Raw genomic sequence first — 16,973 nt, 5'->3', positions numbered from 1 at the left:
GAGCCCGCCACCGCACTGATCCTCACCATGACCTACCTGCAGCACCAGGCGCTCGCGCGCCGCGAGAGCCGTTGGCCCGCGCACCTGCGCGAGCGCGTGGCACGCGATGCGGTGGCGCACGGTGCGCTCATCAACGCGCTGCGCGTGGAGCCCGCGCTGGGCTCGCCGGCGCGTGGCGGCCTGCCCGGCACCGTGGCGCGGCGCACGCCCGAGGGCTGGCGCATCGACGGCCACAAGCTCTACACGACCGGCATCGAGGGCCTGTCGTGGCTCGCGGTCTGGGCGCGCACGGACGAGGCCGCGCCGCGCACCGGCGTGTTCCTGGTGCCGCGCGACGCGCCCGGCATCCGCGTGATCGCGAGCTGGGACCACCTGGGCCTGCGCGCCTCGGGCAGCCACGAGGTCGTGTTCGAGGACGTCGCCATTGCCGCCGACCACGCCGTCGACCTGCGCGCGCCCGCCGACTGGGCGCCCGGCGCCGGCAGCCAGACCGACATCCACGCCCATGCGGCGCAGCAGGCCTGGATGGTCGTGCTGCTGGGCAGCCTCTACGACGCCGTGGCGCGCGCCGCGCGCGACTGGCTGGTCCACTTCCTGAACCGGCGCGCGCCCGGCAGCCTGGGTGCGCCGCTGGCGAGCCTGCCGCGCGTGCAGGAGCAGGTGGGCGAGATCGAGGCGCTGCTGCGCACCAACCGCGTGCTGCTCGACGACGCCGCTGCCGCGGTCGACAGCGGCCACACGCCGCCCGCCGCCGACAGCGGCCTGCTCAAGCACACCGTGACCACGCACGCCATCCGCGTGGTCGAGCTGGCGCTGCAGCTGAGCGGCAACCACGGCCTCACGCGCCGGAACCCGCTCGAACGCCACTACCGCGACGTGCTGTGCAGCCGCATCCACACGCCGCAGAACGACGCGATCCTGGTCGCGGCGGGGCAGCGTGCGCTGCAGGCTTCAGGAGCTGCAGCATGAGCGCGCTGCCGATTTCTCGCCGCACCTGGCTCGCGCAAGGCGCCGCGCTGTCGCTGGCCGCGGCCGGCCCGCTGCGTGCGGTGGCGCAACCCCAGGCCACGCTGGTGCTCGGCGACCAGGCCGGCGGCCTGCGCTCGCTGTTCGAGGCCTCCAGGGCCCTCGACGACGCGCCCTTTGCCTACCGCTGGGCCAACTTCCAGGGCGCCGCGCCACTGTTCGAGGCGCAGCGCAGCGCCGCGGTCGACACCGCGATGGCCGGCGACCTGCCCGTGCTCGCGGCGGCCGTCGGCAAGACGCCGCTGAAGATCGTCGCCACGCGCGTGGGCAAGGCCGAGTCGCTGGGCATCGTGGTGCAGCCCGACTCGCCGCTGCGCCGCGTGGCCGACCTGCGCGGCCAGACGGTGATCGTCTCGTCGGCGCGCGGCAGCATCTCGCAGTACCAGCTCTACGGCGCGCTCGAAGAGGCCGGCGTGCGGCGCGACGAGGTCACGGTGAAGTTCGTGCTGCCCACCGACGCGGCAGCCGCGTTCGCCTCGAAGCAGATCGACGCCTGGGCCATCTTCGACCCCTACTACGCCATCGCGCTGCAGCAGGGCGGGCGCATCCTGCGCGACGGGCGCGGCATCAACACGGCGCTGGGCTTCATCACCGCGAGCGAGCATTCGCTGGCCGATGCGGCCCGGCGCGCGGCCATCGTGCAGTTCCTCGAGCGGCTCGCCCGCGCGGGCGACTGGGCGCTGGCCAACCCCGAGGCCTATGCGCAGGCCTACAGCCAGCTCACGCGGCTGCCGATCGCGTCGGCGCGCCTCATCACGGCGCGCGCCTCGGTGGCGGGGCGGCCCGTGAGCGAGGCCGACATCACCGCGCTACAAACTGTGGCCGACCGCTCGGCGCGGGACGGTATCCTTCCCACACGCGTGGATGTGCGCGCGATCACCGACACCCAACTCTGGAAACGCCCCGCATGATTGCTCCGCTGCGCGATTTCGTCGGCGCCTTCGGCCGGCTGCTCGACAGCCGGCCCGACGAGCCGCGCATCCTGTCCGAAGGCGGCGCGCTGCTGCGCACGCTGGTGGCGCGCGACGACTGGCTGCCCGACGCCTTCGCCGTGGCCGACCCGACCTACTACCAGCAGTTTTTGCTGCATGCCGACAGCACCGAGCGCTTCTCGGTCGTGAGCTTCGTCTGGGGTCCGGGCCAGGCCACGCCGATCCACGACCACACGGTGTGGGGCCTCATCGGCATGCTGCGCGGCGCCGAGTACAGCCAGCCGTACGCACTCGACGCCGACGGCACCGCGCGGCCCCAGGGCGAGCCGGTGCGGCTCGACGCGGGGCATGTCGAGGCCGTGTCGCCCACCGTGGGCGACCTGCACCGCGTGCACAACGCGCACGCCGACCGCGTGTCGATCAGCATCCACGTGTACGGCGCCAACATCGGCGCCGTGCGCCGCCACACCTATCCGGCCGAAGGCGGGCGCAAGCCCTTCGTCTCCGGCTACTCCAACACGCTGCTGCCCAACCTGTGGGACCGCTCCGCCGAACTCCGAAACACTGCCGCATGACGACGACCACGACCGCCTCCTTTCCCCTGCTGCCCTTCGCCGCGCTGCGCGAACGGCTGATCGCGCGCGAGGAGACCGCGCTGCTCGACCTGCGCGAGGAAGACCCCTTCGCCCAAGAGCATCCGCTGTGGGCCGCCAACCTGCCGCTGTCGCGCATCGAGATCGAAGCGTGGCGGCGCATTCCGCGACGCGACACCTTCATCGTGTTGTACGGTGCGCACGACGGTGTCGATCTCGCGCCGCTGGCGGCACGCACCTTCGCCGCGCTCGGCTACACCAACGTGCACCTGCTCGACGGCGGCCTCGAAGGCTGGCGCGCAGCGGGCGGCGAGCTGTTTCGCGACGTCAACGTGCCGAGCAAGTCCTTCGGCGAGCTGGTCGAGCACGAGCGGCACACGCCGTCGCTGTCGGCGCCCGAGGTGAAGGCACTCATCGACAGCCGCGCCGACGTGGTCGTGCTCGACGCGCGCCGCTTCGACGAATACCAGACCATGAGCATTCCCTCGGCCACCAGCGTGCCGGGCGCGGAGCTGGTGCTGCGCGTGCGCGAGCTCGCGCCCGACCCGGCCACGCGCGTGATCGTGAACTGCGCGGGCCGCACGCGCAGCATCATCGGCACGCAGTCGCTCGTGAACGCGGGCATCCCGAACCCGGTCGCGGCGCTGCGCAACGGCACCATCGGCTGGAAGCTCGCGGGCCAGGTGCTCGACCACGGCGCGGGCCGGCAGGCACCGGCTGCAGTGTCTGAGGCGAACCGCGCGCAGGCGCAGGCCGACGCGCGCCGCGTGGCCGACGCCGCGGGCGTGCACCGCATCGCCCTCGACGCGCTCGGCACGCTCGAAGCCCCCGGCCGCACCGTGTACCGCTTCGACGTGCGCACGCCCGAGGAATACACCGCCGGCCACCTGCCCGGCTTCGCAAGCGCGCCCGGCGGGCAGCTCGTGCAGGAAGCCGACCACCAGGTGCCGGTGCGCGGCGCACGCATTGTGCTGGCCGACGACGACGGCGTGCGCGCGTCGATGAGCGCCTCATGGCTCGCGCAGATGGGCTGGGAGGTGTACGTGCTCGATGCGGTTCCACCGGCCGCCGCGCTCAGCGAAACCGGCACGCCGACGTCGGCCTACCCGCCCGTCGCGACCACGGTCGCCGAGATCGCACCGCAGGCCTTGGCCGAGTTGCTGAAGCAGCAGCCCGCCACCGCCGTGATCGACGTGACCACGAGCGCCAACTACGTGAAGCGCCACATTCCCGGCGCCTGGTACGCGATCCGCGCCCAGCTGGCACAGGCGATCGACACCAAAGCCATCCCGTCCGCGCCGCGCTACGTGCTCACCTGCGGCAGCAGCCTGCTCGCACGCTACGCCGCAGCCGACCTGCGCGCCATGCTCGACGCACGCGGCCAGCGCGACGTGGAGGTGCAGGTGCTCACGGGCGGCAACACCGCCTGGTTCGCCGCCGGGCTGCCGGCCGAGACCGGCGAGACGCGCCTGGCCACGGCCCGCACCGACCGCTACCGCCGGCCCTACGAAGGCACCGACGCGCCCGCAGAAGCCATGCAGGCCTACCTGGACTGGGAGTTCGGGCTGGTGGAGCAGCTGGGGCGCGACGGCACGCATCACTTTCGCGTGGCCTGAGCGCGCGCAGCGCAGACGAAAAAAAGCCGGGCATGCCCGGCTTTTTGCTTTCACTGTCGTGCGGCCCCGGTTCAACCCGGCTCGGCCGCCTTGAACAGTGCCGCGACCTTGCGCTTGCTCTTGATGTTGCTCGAGATGCCGCGTGCGGGCGCGGCCTTGGCCGACGCTTCCCAGGCCGGTGCGGCTTCGCGCTCGCCGGATTCGTAGGGCTTGTCGAAGAACGGATCGCGCGGCGCGGACGGCGCACGGTGCGGGCGTCCGCCACCGCTCATGCTGCGGCGGGTGTCGGCTTCGCGGCGTTCGCGCGGCTGGTCGAGCACGTCGCGTGCGTCGCCGGCTTCGCCTTCTTCACGCCAGTGGCGGCGTCCGTCGTTGATGCGGCCGCGTGGGCGGTCTTCTTCGAACTCGACGGGTTCGAGCTCGATCTTCTTCTTGATCAGCTTCTCGATGTCGGCCACCAGGCGCGCATCGTTGCCGCCGCTGGCGAAGCTCACGGCCAGGCCCGAGGCGCCGGCACGGCCCGTGCGGCCGATGCGGTGCACGTAGTCTTCGGCGTTGAACGGGATGTCGAAGTTGAAGACGGCGGGCACGTCCTTGATGTCGAGGCCGCGGGCCGCGACGTCGGTGCACACCAAGAGGTCGACTTCGCCGGCCTTGAACGAGGCGAGCGCCTTCAGGCGTTCGTCCTGGCTCTTGTCGCCGTGCAGTGCGGTGGTACGCAGACCGTCGCGCTCCAGCGAGCGTGCGAGGCGCGCGCAGCCGAGCTTGCTGTTGACGAACACGAAGGCCTGCGTAATGCCGCGCTGCTTGACGATCTGCTTGAGCGCACGGCGCTTGTCGTCGTCAGAGACGCTGTAGAAGTGCTGTTCGACGGTGGAGGCCGTTTCGTTCGGCCGTGCCACTTCGATGGTGACCGGGTTCTGCAGGTAGCTGCTGGCCAGCCGCTTGATCTCGGGCGAGAAGGTGGCCGAGAACAGCAGCGTGGTGCGCTGCTTGGGCAGGTAGCTCAGGATGCGCTGCAGGTCGGGCAGGAAGCCGATGTCGAGCATGCGGTCGGCCTCGTCGAGCACGACGTATTCGACCTGGTTGAGCACCGCGTTCTTGGCTTCGATGTGATCGAGCAGCCGGCCCGGCGTGGCCACGAGCACTTCGACGCCCTTCTTCAGCTCCAGCGTCTGGGGCTTCATGTCGATGCCGCCGAACACCACCGTGCTGCGCAGGTTGGTGTACTTGGCGTACAGCTTGACCTGTTGCGCGACCTGGTCGGCCAGTTCACGCGTGGGCAGCAGCACCAGCGCACGCACCGGATGCCGCGCGGGCGAGGTGGAGGCGTTTTCGTGCTTGAGCATGCGCTGCAGCAAGGGCAGCGAGAACGCCGCCGTCTTGCCGGTGCCGGTCTGCGCGGCGCCCATCACGTCCTGGCCTGAAAGCACGACCGGAATGGCCTGTGCCTGGATGGGCGTCATGGTCTCGTAGCCCATTTCGGCCACGGCGCGGGCCAGCGGTTCTGCCAGCGATAGATTGGAGAAGGACATTGTCATTGAGCCTTCTATTGTCGCATTGCCGCAAAAAACGGCAGTGACAACGAAACGACAACATCCGCGCAGGCCGAATTGCTACTTATTCAATAGCAAAGATCCCAATGAATCCGGGGCTCTCGGGAGACAGTCTTTACAGATTGCGCGCGTTGAAGGTGTCGCAGGACTTCATTTCACCCGTCTGGTAGCCCGTGCCGAACCAGCGTTGGCGCTGTGCACTGGAGCCGTGGGTGAAGCTGTCGGGCACCACGGCCCGGCCCGCCGAGCGCTGCAGGGCGTCGTCGCCGATCTTCTGCGCGGCGTTCATGGCGGCCTCGATGTCGCCCGGGTCGAGCCACTTCTTCGACTCCTGCGAGTGGTGCGCCCACACGCCCGCGAAGCAGTCGGCCTGCAGCTCGACGCGCACGCTGACGGCGTTGTTCTGCGACTGGCTCAGGCGCCCGCGCATGCCGTCGACCTTGGCGGTGATGCCCAGCTCGTCCTGCACGTGGTGGCCGACCTCGTGCGCGATGACGTACGCCTGCGCGAACTCGCCGGGCGCACCGAGCTGGTTCTTGAGGGTGTCGTAGAACGCCAGGTCGATGTAGACCTTCTTGTCGCCCGGGCAGTAGAACGGCCCCATGGCCGATTGACCCGTGCCGCAGGCCGTGGGCGTGGCGCCGCGGAACAGCACGAGCCGGGGTGCCTGGTAGTTGCCGCCGCTCTTGCGGAACAGATCGGTCCAGACCACCTCGGTGTTCTTCAGCACGGTGGAGACGAAGGCCGCCTCGCGGTCGCCGGTGGGCGGCTTGGGCGCGGGGCCTTGTTGCTGTTGCTGCACCTGGACCGGGTCGCCGCCCCCGCTGAGCAGGCTCAGCACGGTGAGCGGGTTGATGCCGAAGATCCAGCCGGCGATGAGCGCGACCGCGATGGTGCCGATGCCGATGCCGCGCCCGCCGATGAAGCCGCCGCCTCCGCCGCCACCCCCGCCGTCACGGCGGTCTTCGACGTTGTCGGATTGTTCGTTGCCTTCCCATCTCATCGCAGTCTCCTTGCCGGCTTGCTGAACGGCGTATTTGCCGGAACGTCGCAGGATGGTACTTGGCCCGGCCGCCCGGAACGTAACCGGCGGTCAGGATGCCTGTATCAGGCTGTCAGGTCTTGGGCAGCGTGACGCCGCGCTGGCCCTGGTACTTGCCGCCGCGGTCCTTGTAGCTGGTCTCGCAGACCTCGTCGCTCTCGAAGAACAGCACCTGCGCGCAGCCTTCGCCCGCGTAGATCTTGGCGGGCAGCGGCGTGGTGTTGCTGAACTCCAGCGTCACGTAGCCTTCCCATTCGGGCTCGAACGGGGTCACGTTGACGATGATGCCGCAGCGCGCGTAGGTGCTCTTGCCCAGGCAGATGGTCAGCACGTTGCGCGGGATGCGGAAGTACTCCACGGTGCGCGCCAGCGCGAAGCTGTTGGGCGGAATGATGCAGTAGTCGCCGTGCATGTCGACGAAGCTCTTCTCGTCGAAGTTCTTCGGGTCGACCACCGTGCTGTGGATGTTGGTGAAGACCTTGAACTCGGGCGCGCACCGGATGTCGTAGCCGTAGCTCGAGGTGCCGTAGCTGATGATCTTGTGGCCGTCGTTCTCGCGCACCTGGCCCGGTTCGAAGGGATCGATCATTCCTTCGTTCTCGGCCATGCGCCGGATCCATTTGTCGCTCTTGATGCTCATATGCGCTCGCTGATGCTGCTGCGGGGGAAATCGGGGCCGAATTGTGGCATGGGCGCCCTGCGCGCCCTCCCCCCGCAGGCGCCGCTCAGCCCGCCTGCGAAATCACCGTGCGCTCGACCAGCCGGTCGTCGCCCAGCACGATCATCGCGAACAGCAGCTCTTCGAGGTTGTTGGCCACCGAGGTCTTGCGCGCCAGCAGCGGCGTGGCGGACGGGTTGAGCACCAGGAAGTCGGCCTCGCAGCCCGGCTGCAGGTTGCCGACCACGCCGTCCAGCCCCAGCGAACGCGCCGCGCCGCCGGTGTGGTGCCACCACAGCCGCGAGGGCGCGATGCTCAGGCCGGTCTTGGTCTGGCCCTCACGGCCCACGTAGTACGCGGCCAGCATGGTGTGGAAGGGGCTGAAGCTGGTGCCGCCGCCCACGTCGCTGGCCAGGCCGTAGGGTTGATCGAGGCGGTCGGCCGCGCCGAAGTCGAAGAAGCCGCTGCCCAGGAACAGGTTGCTCGTGGGGCTCACGGCGGCGGCGGTCTTCGTCTCGTGCATGAGCGCACGGTCGGTGTCGTCCAGGTAGATGCAGTGGGCGTACACGGCGCGTTCGCGCAGCAGGCCGAAGTCGGCGTACACGTCGAGGTACGAGCGCGACTTGGGGTACAGCTCGCGCGCCCACTTCACCTCGTCGCGGTTCTCGGCCACGTGCGACTGGATCCAGGTGTCGCCGTACTTCGCGGCCAGCTCGCCGGCACCGCGCATCTGCGCGTCGGTGCTGGTGGGCGCAAAGCGCGGCGTGATGGCATAGCCCAGGCGGTCGACGTTGTGCCACTTGCGGATCAGCGCCTCGGTGTCGACCAGGCTCTGCTCGGTGTCGTCGCGCACGCCGTCGGGCGAATTGCGGTCCTGCAGCACCTTGCCGGTGATCATGCGCAGCTGGCGGCGCTGCGCGCTCTCGAAGAAGGCGTCGACCGAGGCGACGTGCGAGGTCGCGAAGGTCAGCGAGGTGGTCACGCCGTTGCGCAGCAGCTCGTCGAAGAACACGTCGGCCACCACGCGCGAGTGGGCGGGGTCGGCGAACTTGCTTTCGGCCGGGAAGGTGTAGTTCTCGAGCCAGGGCAGCAGGCCGGCGGCGGGCGCGCCGATGATGTCGGTCTGCGGGTAATGCACGTGCATGTCCACGAAGCCCGGCGCCAGGATGCGGCCCGGCAGGTGGGTGGTGTGGGCGCCGGCATGGCGCTGCGACACGTCGGCATGGCTGCCGGCGTCGAGCACGCGCTGGCGGCCGGTGCTGTCGGGGGCGACGACCAGCAGGCCGTCCTCGTCGAAGACAGGCAGGCCGGCGGCGTCGAATCGCAGGAGGGAGGCGCGGTAGGCTTTTTTCATCGTGGATGCGGAGGGTAATCCAGCCCCGGACGGCGGGAATTGCCCTGCGCGTATGAGTGCTATACGCGCAACGCTCTCTTCAGGCGGGGCAAAAGGCCGCGCTCAGCGCGTCACCCGCCCCTGCACGCCCTCGGCCAGCCAGTTCATCTGCAGGATCTGTTCGTCGCTCAGCTGCGCGCCCTTGGCGATCGCGACGCGGCCTTCGTTGTCGCGCACATCGGCCGCCACCGCGCGGAACGGCTGCAGCTTGCCCGCCGCGATGTCCTTCTGCCGCGCCAGCACCTCGTCCTGCACGGCCTTGGGCACCTTGGTACCGAAGTCGCCGACGCGGATCATTCCTTCCTTCACGCCGCCCCAGAGGTTGCCGCTCTTCCAGGTGCCGTCGAGCACGGCCTTCGCGCGTTGCGTGTAGTAGCCGCCCCACTGGTGCGTGACCGCGACGATCTGCGCGTCGGGCGCGATCTTGCGCATGTCGGAGTGGTAGGCCACGGCCATCTTGCCGCGCTCCTGCGCGGCGGCCATCACGGCGGTGGAGCCGGTGTGGAAGGCGAGCACGTCGGCGTTCTGGTTGAACAGCGCCATCGCCGCGTCGCGCTCCTTGGGCGGATCGAACCACTCGTTGAGCCACACCACGATCACCTTGGCCTTCGGGTTCACCGAGCGCATGCCGAGCGTGAAGGCGTTGATGCCCTGCAGCACCTCGGGAATCGGAAAGCCCGCGACGTAGCCGGCCACGTTCGTCTTCGTCATGCGCCCGGCCGCGATGCCCGCGAGGTAGCGGCCTTCGTAGTAGCGGGCGTTGGCGGTGGCGACGTTGGGCGCGGTCTTGTAGCCGGTGATCGATTCGAACTTCACGCCGGGAAAGTCCTTCGCGACCTTCAGCGTCGGCTCCATGTAGCCGAAGCTGGGCGTGAAGATCAGCTGGCTGCCCTGCTGCGCGAGGTCGCGGATCACGCGCTCGGCGTCGGCGCCCTCGGGCACGTTCTCGACGAAGACGGTGTTCACGCGGGGGCCCAGCGCGGCCTCGACGGCCTTGCGGCCTTCTTCATGCTGGCGCACCCAGCCAGCATCGGTGACCGGCGTGACGTAGACAAAGCCGATCTTCAGCGCGTCCTTGGCCAGGGGCGGCTTCGGCGGTGCGGTCTGGGACAGGGCGGGAGATAAAAAGCAAGCGGCTGCCAGCGCCAGAACGGCGCGGCCCGCGAGGTTTTTGTACATGGTGGTCCTCTACATGGCCCCGGAAAAGCAAAACCCCGCAGCAGGCCGGGACGCCCTGCTGCGGGGTGGAGATTTTAAGCGTCGGGGCTCAGCGAGCCCTGCTCGCCGCCCACAGCCACGCAGGCACAGGTGTCATGCCCGCGCCGCCGCATCCGCCCCGTTCGCCCGGTAGCGCGCCGCCGGCGCCGTGCTGGACAACCGGCCCGACATCGCACGCCGCGCCGCGTCGAACGCATCCCACTCGGCCAGATCGGGCAACGCCGGAATCGTGACCTGCTCGCCCTGGTCGAGCCCCGCAAGGGCGGCATCGACCATGTCCTGCGCCGTCATCACGATCTCCTTGGGCAGGTGCGCCATCGGCACGCCTGCGACGCCCCAGAACTCGGTGGCTGTCGCACCGGGCAGCACCGCCTGCACGCGCACGCCCTTGTCCTTCAGCTCGTGCTGCAACGACTGGCTCAGTGCCAGCACGAAGGCCTTGGTGCCGCCGTACACGCCGTTGAGCGTCTCGGGCGAGATCGCCACGATGGAGGCGATGTTCACCAGCGTGCCGGCACCGCGTTCGACGAAACCGGGCACGGCCGCATAGGTGAGCCGCGTGAGCGCGCTCACGTTGAGCTCGATCATGTCCGCCATCTTGTCGATGTCCGAGCCGAGCAGCGGCCCGGCGGCGCCGAAGCCGGCGTTGTTCACCAGCAGGGTGATGTCGCCGCGGGTGCGCAGCACGGCTTCCACGGACGCGATGTCCTTCCGGTCGGACAGGTCGGCCGGGAGAACCTCGACCTTGCGCCCGGTCTCGTCCGAGAGCTTCGTGGCCAGCGCGGCAAGGCGCTCGCGGTTGCGCGCCACCAGGATCAGGTCGAAGCCGCGCCGCGCGAGACGGTTCGCGTACACGGCGCCGATGCCCGACGACGCGCCGGTGATGAGGGCCGTGCCCTTGTTCGGATTTGCTTGGGTTGCAGTCATGGAGTTTCCTTCGTCGCCACGGGTGTGTGGCCGTGGGGAGAAGTCTCTTCCTGCAAGGCGATGGCGTAAATGTCATATAAGCCACCTTTCAGGACATGCGCAGCTCAAGCCGTCGCGGCTTCCCGACGGGCCACGCGGCGCACGCTCTGCGGCGGATGCCCCAGCGTGCGCAGGAAGGCGCGGCGCATGCGCTCGGGGTCGCCGAAGCCGGTTTCGCGCGCGACCACGCCGAGCGCGAGGCTGCCCTCGTCGATCAGCGCGCGCGCCGCCTCCACGCGCAGGTTCTCGACCGCATGCGCCGGCGACTGCCCGGTCTCGGCCTTGAAGGCGCGGCTGAACTGGCGCGGGCTGAGGTGCGCGACCTCGGCCAGTTCGTCCACCGACAGCGTCTCGCGCAGGTTGGCGCGCGCATGCACCAGCGCCTTCTGGATGCGGTCCGACTTGGGTGCCAGCTCGAGCAGCGCGGAATGCTGCGACTGCCCGCCCGCGCGGCGGTGGTACACGACCAGCTTCCTCGCCGCGAACCGTGCCGCCTCCACGCCGAGGTCTTCCTCCACCAGGGCCAGCACGAGGTCGATGCCCGCCGTCATGCCGGCCGAGGTCCACACCGGCCCGTCGTTGATGAAGATGCGGTCGGGCTGCACCTTGACGGCGGGATGGCGCTTCTGCAGCTCGCCCGCAAAGGACCAGTGCGTGGTCGCCCGGCGTCCGTCGAGCAGGCCCGCATCCGCCAGCCCGAAGGCGCCAGTGCAGATGCTGGTCACGCGGCGCGCGTTGCGCAGCCCCGCGCGCAGGAAGCGGCACATCTTCTCGGACGTGGGCGCGATGAAGAGCGCGCCGCTCATCACCAGCGTGTCGAACTTCCCCGTGCCGAAGCGCTTGCTGTCGGTGACCACGCCCGACGAGCTGGTCACGGGGCCGCCCTCTTCCGACAGCAGCTCGACCTGGTAGACCTGCTTGCCGGCATGGAGGTTCGCGAGCTCGAACGCGGCAATGGCAGCGAGGTCGAGGATCTGGAAACCGGGGAAGACGAGCATGCCGATGCGTTTCATGGCCATGTCCTGAAAAGAGGGTTGTTTGAAGCAGCAGACACAAGGCTAGACCAACCCGTCCCACCGCGCCAGCGGGAGGGATACGGCCCGCGCCCTTCCCGCGCGGCGATGGGTGTCCCCACCAATCGGCGAGCGCCAGCCCGCGCGGGTCGTCCCACAATGGGCGTTCCCCACCATGACCAACCCGACGACAACGACAACAGGCGCCCCTGCAGCCGAACCGGGCGCCCACGCACACTGGCAGCGCAACCTCGCCGTCTGCATGTTCGGCTCCTTCACGACCATCATCGCGATGACGCTGCTGCTGCCCTTCCTGCCGCTGTACGTCGAGCAGCTTGGCGTGAAGGATCACGCGGCCATCGTGCAGTGGTCCGGCGCAGCTTATGGCGCCACCTTCCTGAGCGCGGCGCTGGTCGCGCCGCTGTGGGGCCGGCTGGCCGACCGCTACGGGCGCAAGCCGATGCTGATCCGCGCGAGCCTCGGCATGGCGGTGGCGATGGCGCTGATCGGCCTGGCGGCCAACGTGTGGCAGCTCGTGGGCCTGCGGCTGCTGGCGGGGCTGCTCGGCGGGTACGCCTCGGGCTCGATGGTGCTGGTCGCCACGCAGACGCCCAAGGACCGCACCGGCTGGGCGCTGGGCACGATGTCGTCGGCCATCATGGCGGGCAACCTCGTGGGGCCGCTGGTGGGCGGGGTGCTGCCGCCGCTGGTCGGCATCCGCAACACCTTCTTCGCGGCGGGCGCGATGATCTTCATCGCCTTTCTCGCGACGGCCTTTCTCATCCGTGAAGAGAAGAAGGCGCCTTCCGCATCGAAGCAGCGCGGCGCCTCCGACAACACCGGCTGGGCCGCCGTGCCCGACAAGCGCCCGCTGGTCGCGATGCTCTTCACCGGCATGCTGCTGATGCTCGCGAACATGTCGATCGAGCCGATCATCACGGTCTACGTCGCCACGCTGCTCGACGACCCGCAGCGCGTGACGATGATGGCCGGCCTCGTGATGTCGGCCGCCGCACTCGGCAGCATCCTCTCGGCCTCGCGGCTGGGCAAGCTGGCCGACCGCGTGGGGCACTGGAACGTGATCGTCGGGTGCCTGGCGGTGTCGGCGCTGCTGCTGATTCCGCAGGCCTTCGTCACGTCGGGCTGGCAGCTGGTGGTGCTGCGCTTTCTCATGGGGCTGTCGCTCGGCGGGCTGCTGCCCTGCATCGCCAGCGTGATCCGCCACAACGTGCCCGAGCGCGTGGCCGGCAACATGCTCGGCTACTCGACCTCGGCACAGTACGCGGGCCAGGTGGCGGGCCCGCTGCTGGGCGGCTTCGCGGGCGGGCACATCGGCATGCGCGCCGTGTTCCTCGGCACCTGCGTGCTCATGGCCGCAGGCGCCGGGTGGAACTGGCTCGCGCAGCGAGCCGCGTCCCGTACGTCGTCCGCTACTCGCTGACGACGGCGCTGCGGTAGGCCGCGTCGGCCTTGATCTCCGCTTCGGAGAACGGCACCTTGAGCCACTGACCCGCGCTGTAGGCCTTGGTGTAGTCGGCGTTGTGCGCCGAGGCCGGGTCATCCGACAGCGAGAACGTCAGGAAGGTGTGCGCCTCAACGCCGCCCTCGGGGAAACGCACGATCTGCATGTAGCTGTTGCCGTTCGGGTTGCCGTCCATGGTGTAGCCGCCCTTGTCGAGCCGGTTCTCGGAGCAGGCGATGGTGAAGTAGCCCGGGCCGTGGCAGCCGCCGTACAGCGGGATCTTCTGGCCGCCGCGCGTGGCGAACAGGTAGTCGCCACGCTGTGCATCGAGTGCGAAGCCGCTGGCCTCCACGCGCGCGACGGCCGCGCCGAAGGCCTGCTGCAGGGCACTCGCGGCACCGGCCTTCAGGTCGCGTGGCGTGTGGATCGGATCGCTCGCGCTGAAGGGCACGTTGTAGAGCGTGGCGGCGGATTGCAGCGACGCGCGGTTCCAGAACTCGTCCCAGATGTGTGCGCCGCGCGCGCCGAGCGTGCCCGTGTTGTTCCAGGCCCTGAGCACCGCGCAGGCCGGGCCGGTGTCCACGTCGCGTCCGATGGCGCCGCCGCCTTGCGGATCGGTCGCCACGTTGATCGTCGGCGTCGCGCACACCATGGCCAGCGCCTGGTCCTTGAACAGTTCGGCCGTCAGCACGCGGCTGTTGAGCACCATCTGCTTGACGGTCTCGGGCGTGGCCGCCTTGCCAGCGTAGCTGTCGGTGCCGTCGATGCGCGCCTGCGCCATCAGGTTGCCCAGGCGCGTGCGGAAGCTCACTGGCGCCGTGCCCGCGGGTCCCATGATGGCCGGGTAGCCGGTCATCGGTGCCTTCGGGTTCGCGAGCCAGTAGCTGTCGTTCGAGTTCTCCACGTAGTCGTCGCGCAGCAGGCTCGGCAGACGGGCCGCGCCGATGGCGCCCTTCTGCGCCGAGTCGGCATCGGTCTGCCAGTCGCATTCGCTCTTCGAGCCGTCGAAGAACGGCGCGAGCGGGAACGAGGAGGCCGCCGCCGCACCCAGCGGCGTCGTGCAGCTGGCCACCTGGGCGGACGACACGTTGGGAACCGCGCCGATGTCGGCATACCAGGCCTTGGCCGCGCCGCGGCCCACGGCCACGGTGTTGACCCACGGAATGGCCGCTTCCTCGCGCTGGATGGCAATGAACTCGTCGAGCGACTTGGCCTGGTTCCAGCGCAGCCAGTTCTTGAAGGTGCGGTAGTTCTCGCCGTTGATGTCGCGGATCGCGAAGGCGGTGGTCTGGCTCCAGGCATAGGGCGCACCCGCCGCGGCCAGGTTGACCATCGGCCCGTACTCCGACTTGTAGAGCGTGCGCGTCACCGGCGCCACGCTGCCGTCGGCCTGCTTCACGTTGACCGTGATGCTCAGCGCCTGCATCTTCACGGGCTTGCCGTCGCGCATGTAGCTGGTCGGGTCGCCCGCCGCGAGCTTCAGTTCGTAGAAGCCGAAACGCCGCGCGGTCGACACCGTGTGGCTCCACGCGATGTTGTCGTTGAAGCCGATGAGGATCACCGGAATGCCGAGGAACGAGGTGCCGCTGATGTTGAGCTGGCCCGGAATCGTAAGCTGTGCCTGGTAAAAGCGGTCCGGCCCGCGCCAGTACCAGTGCGGGTTGCCGAAGAGCAGCGGGCTGCTGTCGCCGGTGGCAGCCGTGCCGAAGCCGATCATGTTGCTGCCCACGCCCTCCTTGCCGCCCACCTGCAGCAGCTTGGGCACGGGCACGCTGGCCGCCGCCAGCTGCAGCGCGGGCTTCTTCGCGCCGCCGCGCGCGGCCATCTTGGTGGGCGCCGCCGGTGCCGGTGCGATCGCATTGGCGATGTTCGGCAGGAAGACGCTGTAGCCGCCCGCGAGGTTGGCCGCGTACATGCGGCGGTAGATGTCCTCGGCCGTGATGGGCTTCACCCAGGCTTCGTTGCGACAGGCCTGGTGCGCCGTGCCGCCGGCCTTCACGTCGCGCACGTAGCGGTTGTAGCCGGCAGCGAAGCCCTCGACCAGCTGCTTCAGGTTGTCGGGCTGGGCGGCGATCATCTTCGCGAGCACGTCGGCCGAGATCACCTGCTTGTGGAAGAAGTCGGAGTCGATGTTCTTCGGCCGCGCGATGGTGCTGCTGGCCACGAGCTGCGCATCGCCACCGAGGTACTGCGAACGCTCGCCGCGGTAGGTGAGGAAAGAGTCGGCCATCGTGCACAGGTCGTCTTCGGCCTGCGCAAAACCGTAGCCGTAACCCACGCCGGGCCAGTTGTCGGCCTTGATGTGCGGCACACCCAGGGCGGTGCGGCGGATCTCGGCCTTGTAGCTGCCTTCGGCCGGTGGGTTGGTGGGCGGGTTGCCGCCGATGGGAAAGAACGGGAACCCGTTGCCGCCGCCACCACCGCCACCGCAAGCGGTGAGTGCAGCGGCCGTGGCCAACGCGAGCAGGGACAGCGGCATGGCGCCGCGCGAGGATGTCTGTCTCATGGATGTCTCCGGTTGGTGCTCTCTTGATGGAGCACCACCAGCTTAGGCACGCAGACCGGCTGCGGCTTGAACGCAGCCGCTGTCCTGCGCCGCGCCTGGAGACCTTCGAAGGCGCCTCAGTGCGCGAGCCCGCGCCCCCACGCGTGCGAGGCCTGCTCGTCGGCCGTCACGCGCACCTGGTTCGACAGGAAGGACGGCGACAGGCCGAAGTAGCGCTGGAAGGTGCGGCTCATGTGCGCCGCGTCGGTGAAGCCGCTGGCCAGCGCCACGTCGGTCAGCGGGCGGCGCCCGGTGAACTGCTGCACCGTGCGGCGCACCTTGGTCCACAGCGCATAGCGCTTGATCGACACGCCCACCTGCTGCGCGAACAGGTGCGTGAGCCGGTCGGGCGAGAGAAAGGCCAGCGCCGACAGCTCGCGCAGCGGAATCTGCCCCGCGTGCGTGCGGATGGCCTGCAGCACGCGGTCGATGCGCGGGTCGATGGCGGCCTGCAGCTCGGGGCTCTCGGTGATCGACGTGACCAGCTTCGAGCTCAGCAGCTGCAGGCGCCGGTCGGACAGCGCGCCGTGCTGCGCCGGTTCGAAGTCGTCGCGCGCGCGGCCGAAACGGCGCGCGTCGAGCGGCTGGATGCCGTGGCCGCCCAGGTGCCGCGAGAGCATGCGGTAGGCGCTGGAGGCCGGGTCGAGGTTGAGCGACAGCAGCCCGCAGCCGTCGACGTCGAGGCGGCGCGACACATGCGGTCCCACCAGCGCGGCAGTGCAGCGCACGCGCGTGCCGTCGACCGCCTCCAGCGTGAAGGGATGGCCGCTCACCGACGCCAGCAGCGTGGCCGACGAACGGGCCGTGAGTCCCGACTGGATCGCCGGCGTGATGTAGAGGAACCTGTCGTCCCACAGGTGCAGGGAGTTGTGCCGCGTGGTGGTCATGCCGTCTCGCTTAGGTCTTGTCTCTTGTACTTGTCTCCAGCGGCGGATTCTCACGCATCGCGGCGG

General features: G+C 69.7%; 14 protein-coding genes. 5 read left to right on the top strand and 9 right to left on the bottom strand.

Annotated features, from left to right (window positions below):
• From VBO01S_RS18550 to VBO01S_RS18535, 4 genes are all read left to right on the top strand, one after another.
• A partial coding sequence (locus VBO01S_RS18550) for an acyl-CoA dehydrogenase family protein (RefSeq protein WP_062477566.1) occupies positions 1 to 969 on the top strand: 969 nt, incomplete at its 5' end.
• Positions 966 to 1,937, top strand: coding sequence for an ABC transporter substrate-binding protein (locus tag VBO01S_RS18545; RefSeq protein ID WP_062477563.1), 972 nt, complete (start codon positions 966 to 968; stop codon positions 1,935 to 1,937). The genes VBO01S_RS18550 and VBO01S_RS18545, both read left to right, overlap by 4 nt.
• Positions 1,934 to 2,533: a cysteine dioxygenase family protein gene (locus VBO01S_RS18540; protein ID WP_062477560.1), complete on the top strand. Its 600-nt coding sequence runs from the start codon at positions 1,934 to 1,936 to the stop codon at positions 2,531 to 2,533. The genes VBO01S_RS18545 and VBO01S_RS18540 overlap by 4 nt, the downstream gene beginning before the upstream one ends.
• Positions 2,530 to 4,167: a rhodanese-related sulfurtransferase gene (locus VBO01S_RS18535; protein WP_062477557.1), complete on the top strand. Its 1,638-nt coding sequence runs from the start codon at positions 2,530 to 2,532 to the stop codon at positions 4,165 to 4,167. The genes VBO01S_RS18540 and VBO01S_RS18535 overlap by 4 nt, the downstream gene beginning before the upstream one ends.
• 71 nt (positions 4,168 to 4,238) lie before the next feature.
• Here VBO01S_RS18535 and VBO01S_RS18530 read toward each other — a convergent pair whose 3' ends face one another.
• From VBO01S_RS18530 to VBO01S_RS18500, 7 genes are all read right to left on the bottom strand, one after another.
• Positions 4,239 to 5,708: a DEAD/DEAH box helicase gene (locus VBO01S_RS18530; RefSeq protein ID WP_062477554.1), complete on the bottom strand. Its 1,470-nt coding sequence runs from the start codon at positions 5,706 to 5,708 to the stop codon at positions 4,239 to 4,241.
• A gap of 130 nt (positions 5,709 to 5,838) precedes the next feature.
• Positions 5,839 to 6,726: a KPN_02809 family neutral zinc metallopeptidase gene (ypfJ, locus tag VBO01S_RS18525; protein ID WP_062477550.1), complete on the bottom strand. Its 888-nt coding sequence runs from the start codon at positions 6,724 to 6,726 to the stop codon at positions 5,839 to 5,841.
• 112 nt (positions 6,727 to 6,838) lie between these two features.
• Positions 6,839 to 7,405: a dCTP deaminase gene (dcd, locus tag VBO01S_RS18520; RefSeq protein WP_062477547.1), complete on the bottom strand. Its 567-nt coding sequence runs from the start codon at positions 7,403 to 7,405 to the stop codon at positions 6,839 to 6,841.
• An 85-nt stretch (positions 7,406 to 7,490) separates the two neighbouring features.
• Positions 7,491 to 8,777: a guanine deaminase gene (gene guaD / locus VBO01S_RS18515; protein WP_062477546.1), complete on the bottom strand. Its 1,287-nt coding sequence runs from the start codon at positions 8,775 to 8,777 to the stop codon at positions 7,491 to 7,493.
• Positions 8,778 to 8,879: 102 nt separating this feature from the next.
• Positions 8,880 to 9,995 (bottom strand): BMP family ABC transporter substrate-binding protein, encoded by a 1,116-nt coding sequence (locus tag VBO01S_RS18510; RefSeq protein WP_062477544.1) that lies wholly within the window; start codon positions 9,993 to 9,995, stop codon positions 8,880 to 8,882.
• Between the two features lie 132 nt (positions 9,996 to 10,127).
• Positions 10,128 to 10,961: an SDR family NAD(P)-dependent oxidoreductase gene (locus VBO01S_RS18505; protein ID WP_062477542.1), complete on the bottom strand. Its 834-nt coding sequence runs from the start codon at positions 10,959 to 10,961 to the stop codon at positions 10,128 to 10,130.
• A 104-nt stretch (positions 10,962 to 11,065) separates the two neighbouring features.
• Entirely contained in the window at positions 11,066 to 12,013 is a 948-nt protein-coding gene (locus VBO01S_RS18500) for a GlxA family transcriptional regulator (RefSeq protein WP_062477569.1), read from the bottom strand.
• A gap of 175 nt (positions 12,014 to 12,188) precedes the next feature.
• Here VBO01S_RS18500 and VBO01S_RS18495 point away from each other — a divergent pair, with 175 nt between their 5' ends.
• A complete protein-coding gene (locus VBO01S_RS18495; RefSeq protein WP_062477539.1) occupies positions 12,189 to 13,454 on the top strand; it encodes an MFS transporter in 1,266 nt (421 codons plus the stop codon).
• Here the strand turns inward: VBO01S_RS18495 and VBO01S_RS18490 are convergent.
• Together VBO01S_RS18490 and VBO01S_RS18485 are read right to left on the bottom strand one after the other, a co-directional pair.
• On the bottom strand, positions 13,444 to 15,981 hold the full coding sequence (locus VBO01S_RS18490) for a penicillin acylase family protein (protein WP_062477537.1): 2,538 nt from the start codon (positions 15,979 to 15,981) through the stop codon (positions 13,444 to 13,446). The two genes, VBO01S_RS18495 and VBO01S_RS18490, sit on opposite strands and share 11 nt — an antisense overlap.
• A 116-nt stretch (positions 15,982 to 16,097) precedes the next feature.
• Positions 16,098 to 16,907: a helix-turn-helix domain-containing protein gene (locus VBO01S_RS18485; RefSeq protein WP_062477534.1), complete on the bottom strand. Its 810-nt coding sequence runs from the start codon at positions 16,905 to 16,907 to the stop codon at positions 16,098 to 16,100.
• Between the last annotated feature and the right edge of the window lie 66 nt (positions 16,908 to 16,973).

Source organism: Variovorax boronicumulans NBRC 103145 (assembly GCF_001591345.1).
Classification (GTDB): domain Bacteria; phylum Pseudomonadota; class Gammaproteobacteria; order Burkholderiales; family Burkholderiaceae_C; genus Variovorax; species Variovorax boronicumulans.
Note: the sequence above shows the minus strand (reverse complement) of the source record. Positions and strands in the feature narration are given on the sequence as shown.

Coding starts and splice junctions, on each gene's coding strand:
- VBO01S_RS18545 (WP_062477563.1), top strand. CDS start 966: ATGAGCGCGCTGCCGATTTCTCGCCGCACCTGGCTCGCGCAAGGCGCC.
- VBO01S_RS18540 (WP_062477560.1), top strand. CDS start 1,934: ATGATTGCTCCGCTGCGCGATTTCGTCGGCGCCTTCGGCCGGCTGCTC.
- VBO01S_RS18535 (WP_062477557.1), top strand. CDS start 2,530: ATGACGACGACCACGACCGCCTCCTTTCCCCTGCTGCCCTTCGCCGCG.
- VBO01S_RS18530 (WP_062477554.1), bottom strand. CDS start 5,708: ATGACAATGTCCTTCTCCAATCTATCGCTGGCAGAACCGCTGGCCCGC.
- ypfJ (WP_062477550.1), bottom strand. CDS start 6,726: ATGAGATGGGAAGGCAACGAACAATCCGACAACGTCGAAGACCGCCGT.
- dcd (WP_062477547.1), bottom strand. CDS start 7,405: ATGAGCATCAAGAGCGACAAATGGATCCGGCGCATGGCCGAGAACGAA.
- guaD (WP_062477546.1), bottom strand. CDS start 8,777: ATGAAAAAAGCCTACCGCGCCTCCCTCCTGCGATTCGACGCCGCCGGC.
- VBO01S_RS18510 (WP_062477544.1), bottom strand. CDS start 9,995: ATGTACAAAAACCTCGCGGGCCGCGCCGTTCTGGCGCTGGCAGCCGCT.
- VBO01S_RS18505 (WP_062477542.1), bottom strand. CDS start 10,961: ATGACTGCAACCCAAGCAAATCCGAACAAGGGCACGGCCCTCATCACC.
- VBO01S_RS18500 (WP_062477569.1), bottom strand. CDS start 12,013: ATGAAACGCATCGGCATGCTCGTCTTCCCCGGTTTCCAGATCCTCGAC.
- VBO01S_RS18495 (WP_062477539.1), top strand. CDS start 12,189: ATGACCAACCCGACGACAACGACAACAGGCGCCCCTGCAGCCGAACCG.
- VBO01S_RS18490 (WP_062477537.1), bottom strand. CDS start 15,981: ATGAGACAGACATCCTCGCGCGGCGCCATGCCGCTGTCCCTGCTCGCG.
- VBO01S_RS18485 (WP_062477534.1), bottom strand. CDS start 16,907: ATGACCACCACGCGGCACAACTCCCTGCACCTGTGGGACGACAGGTTC.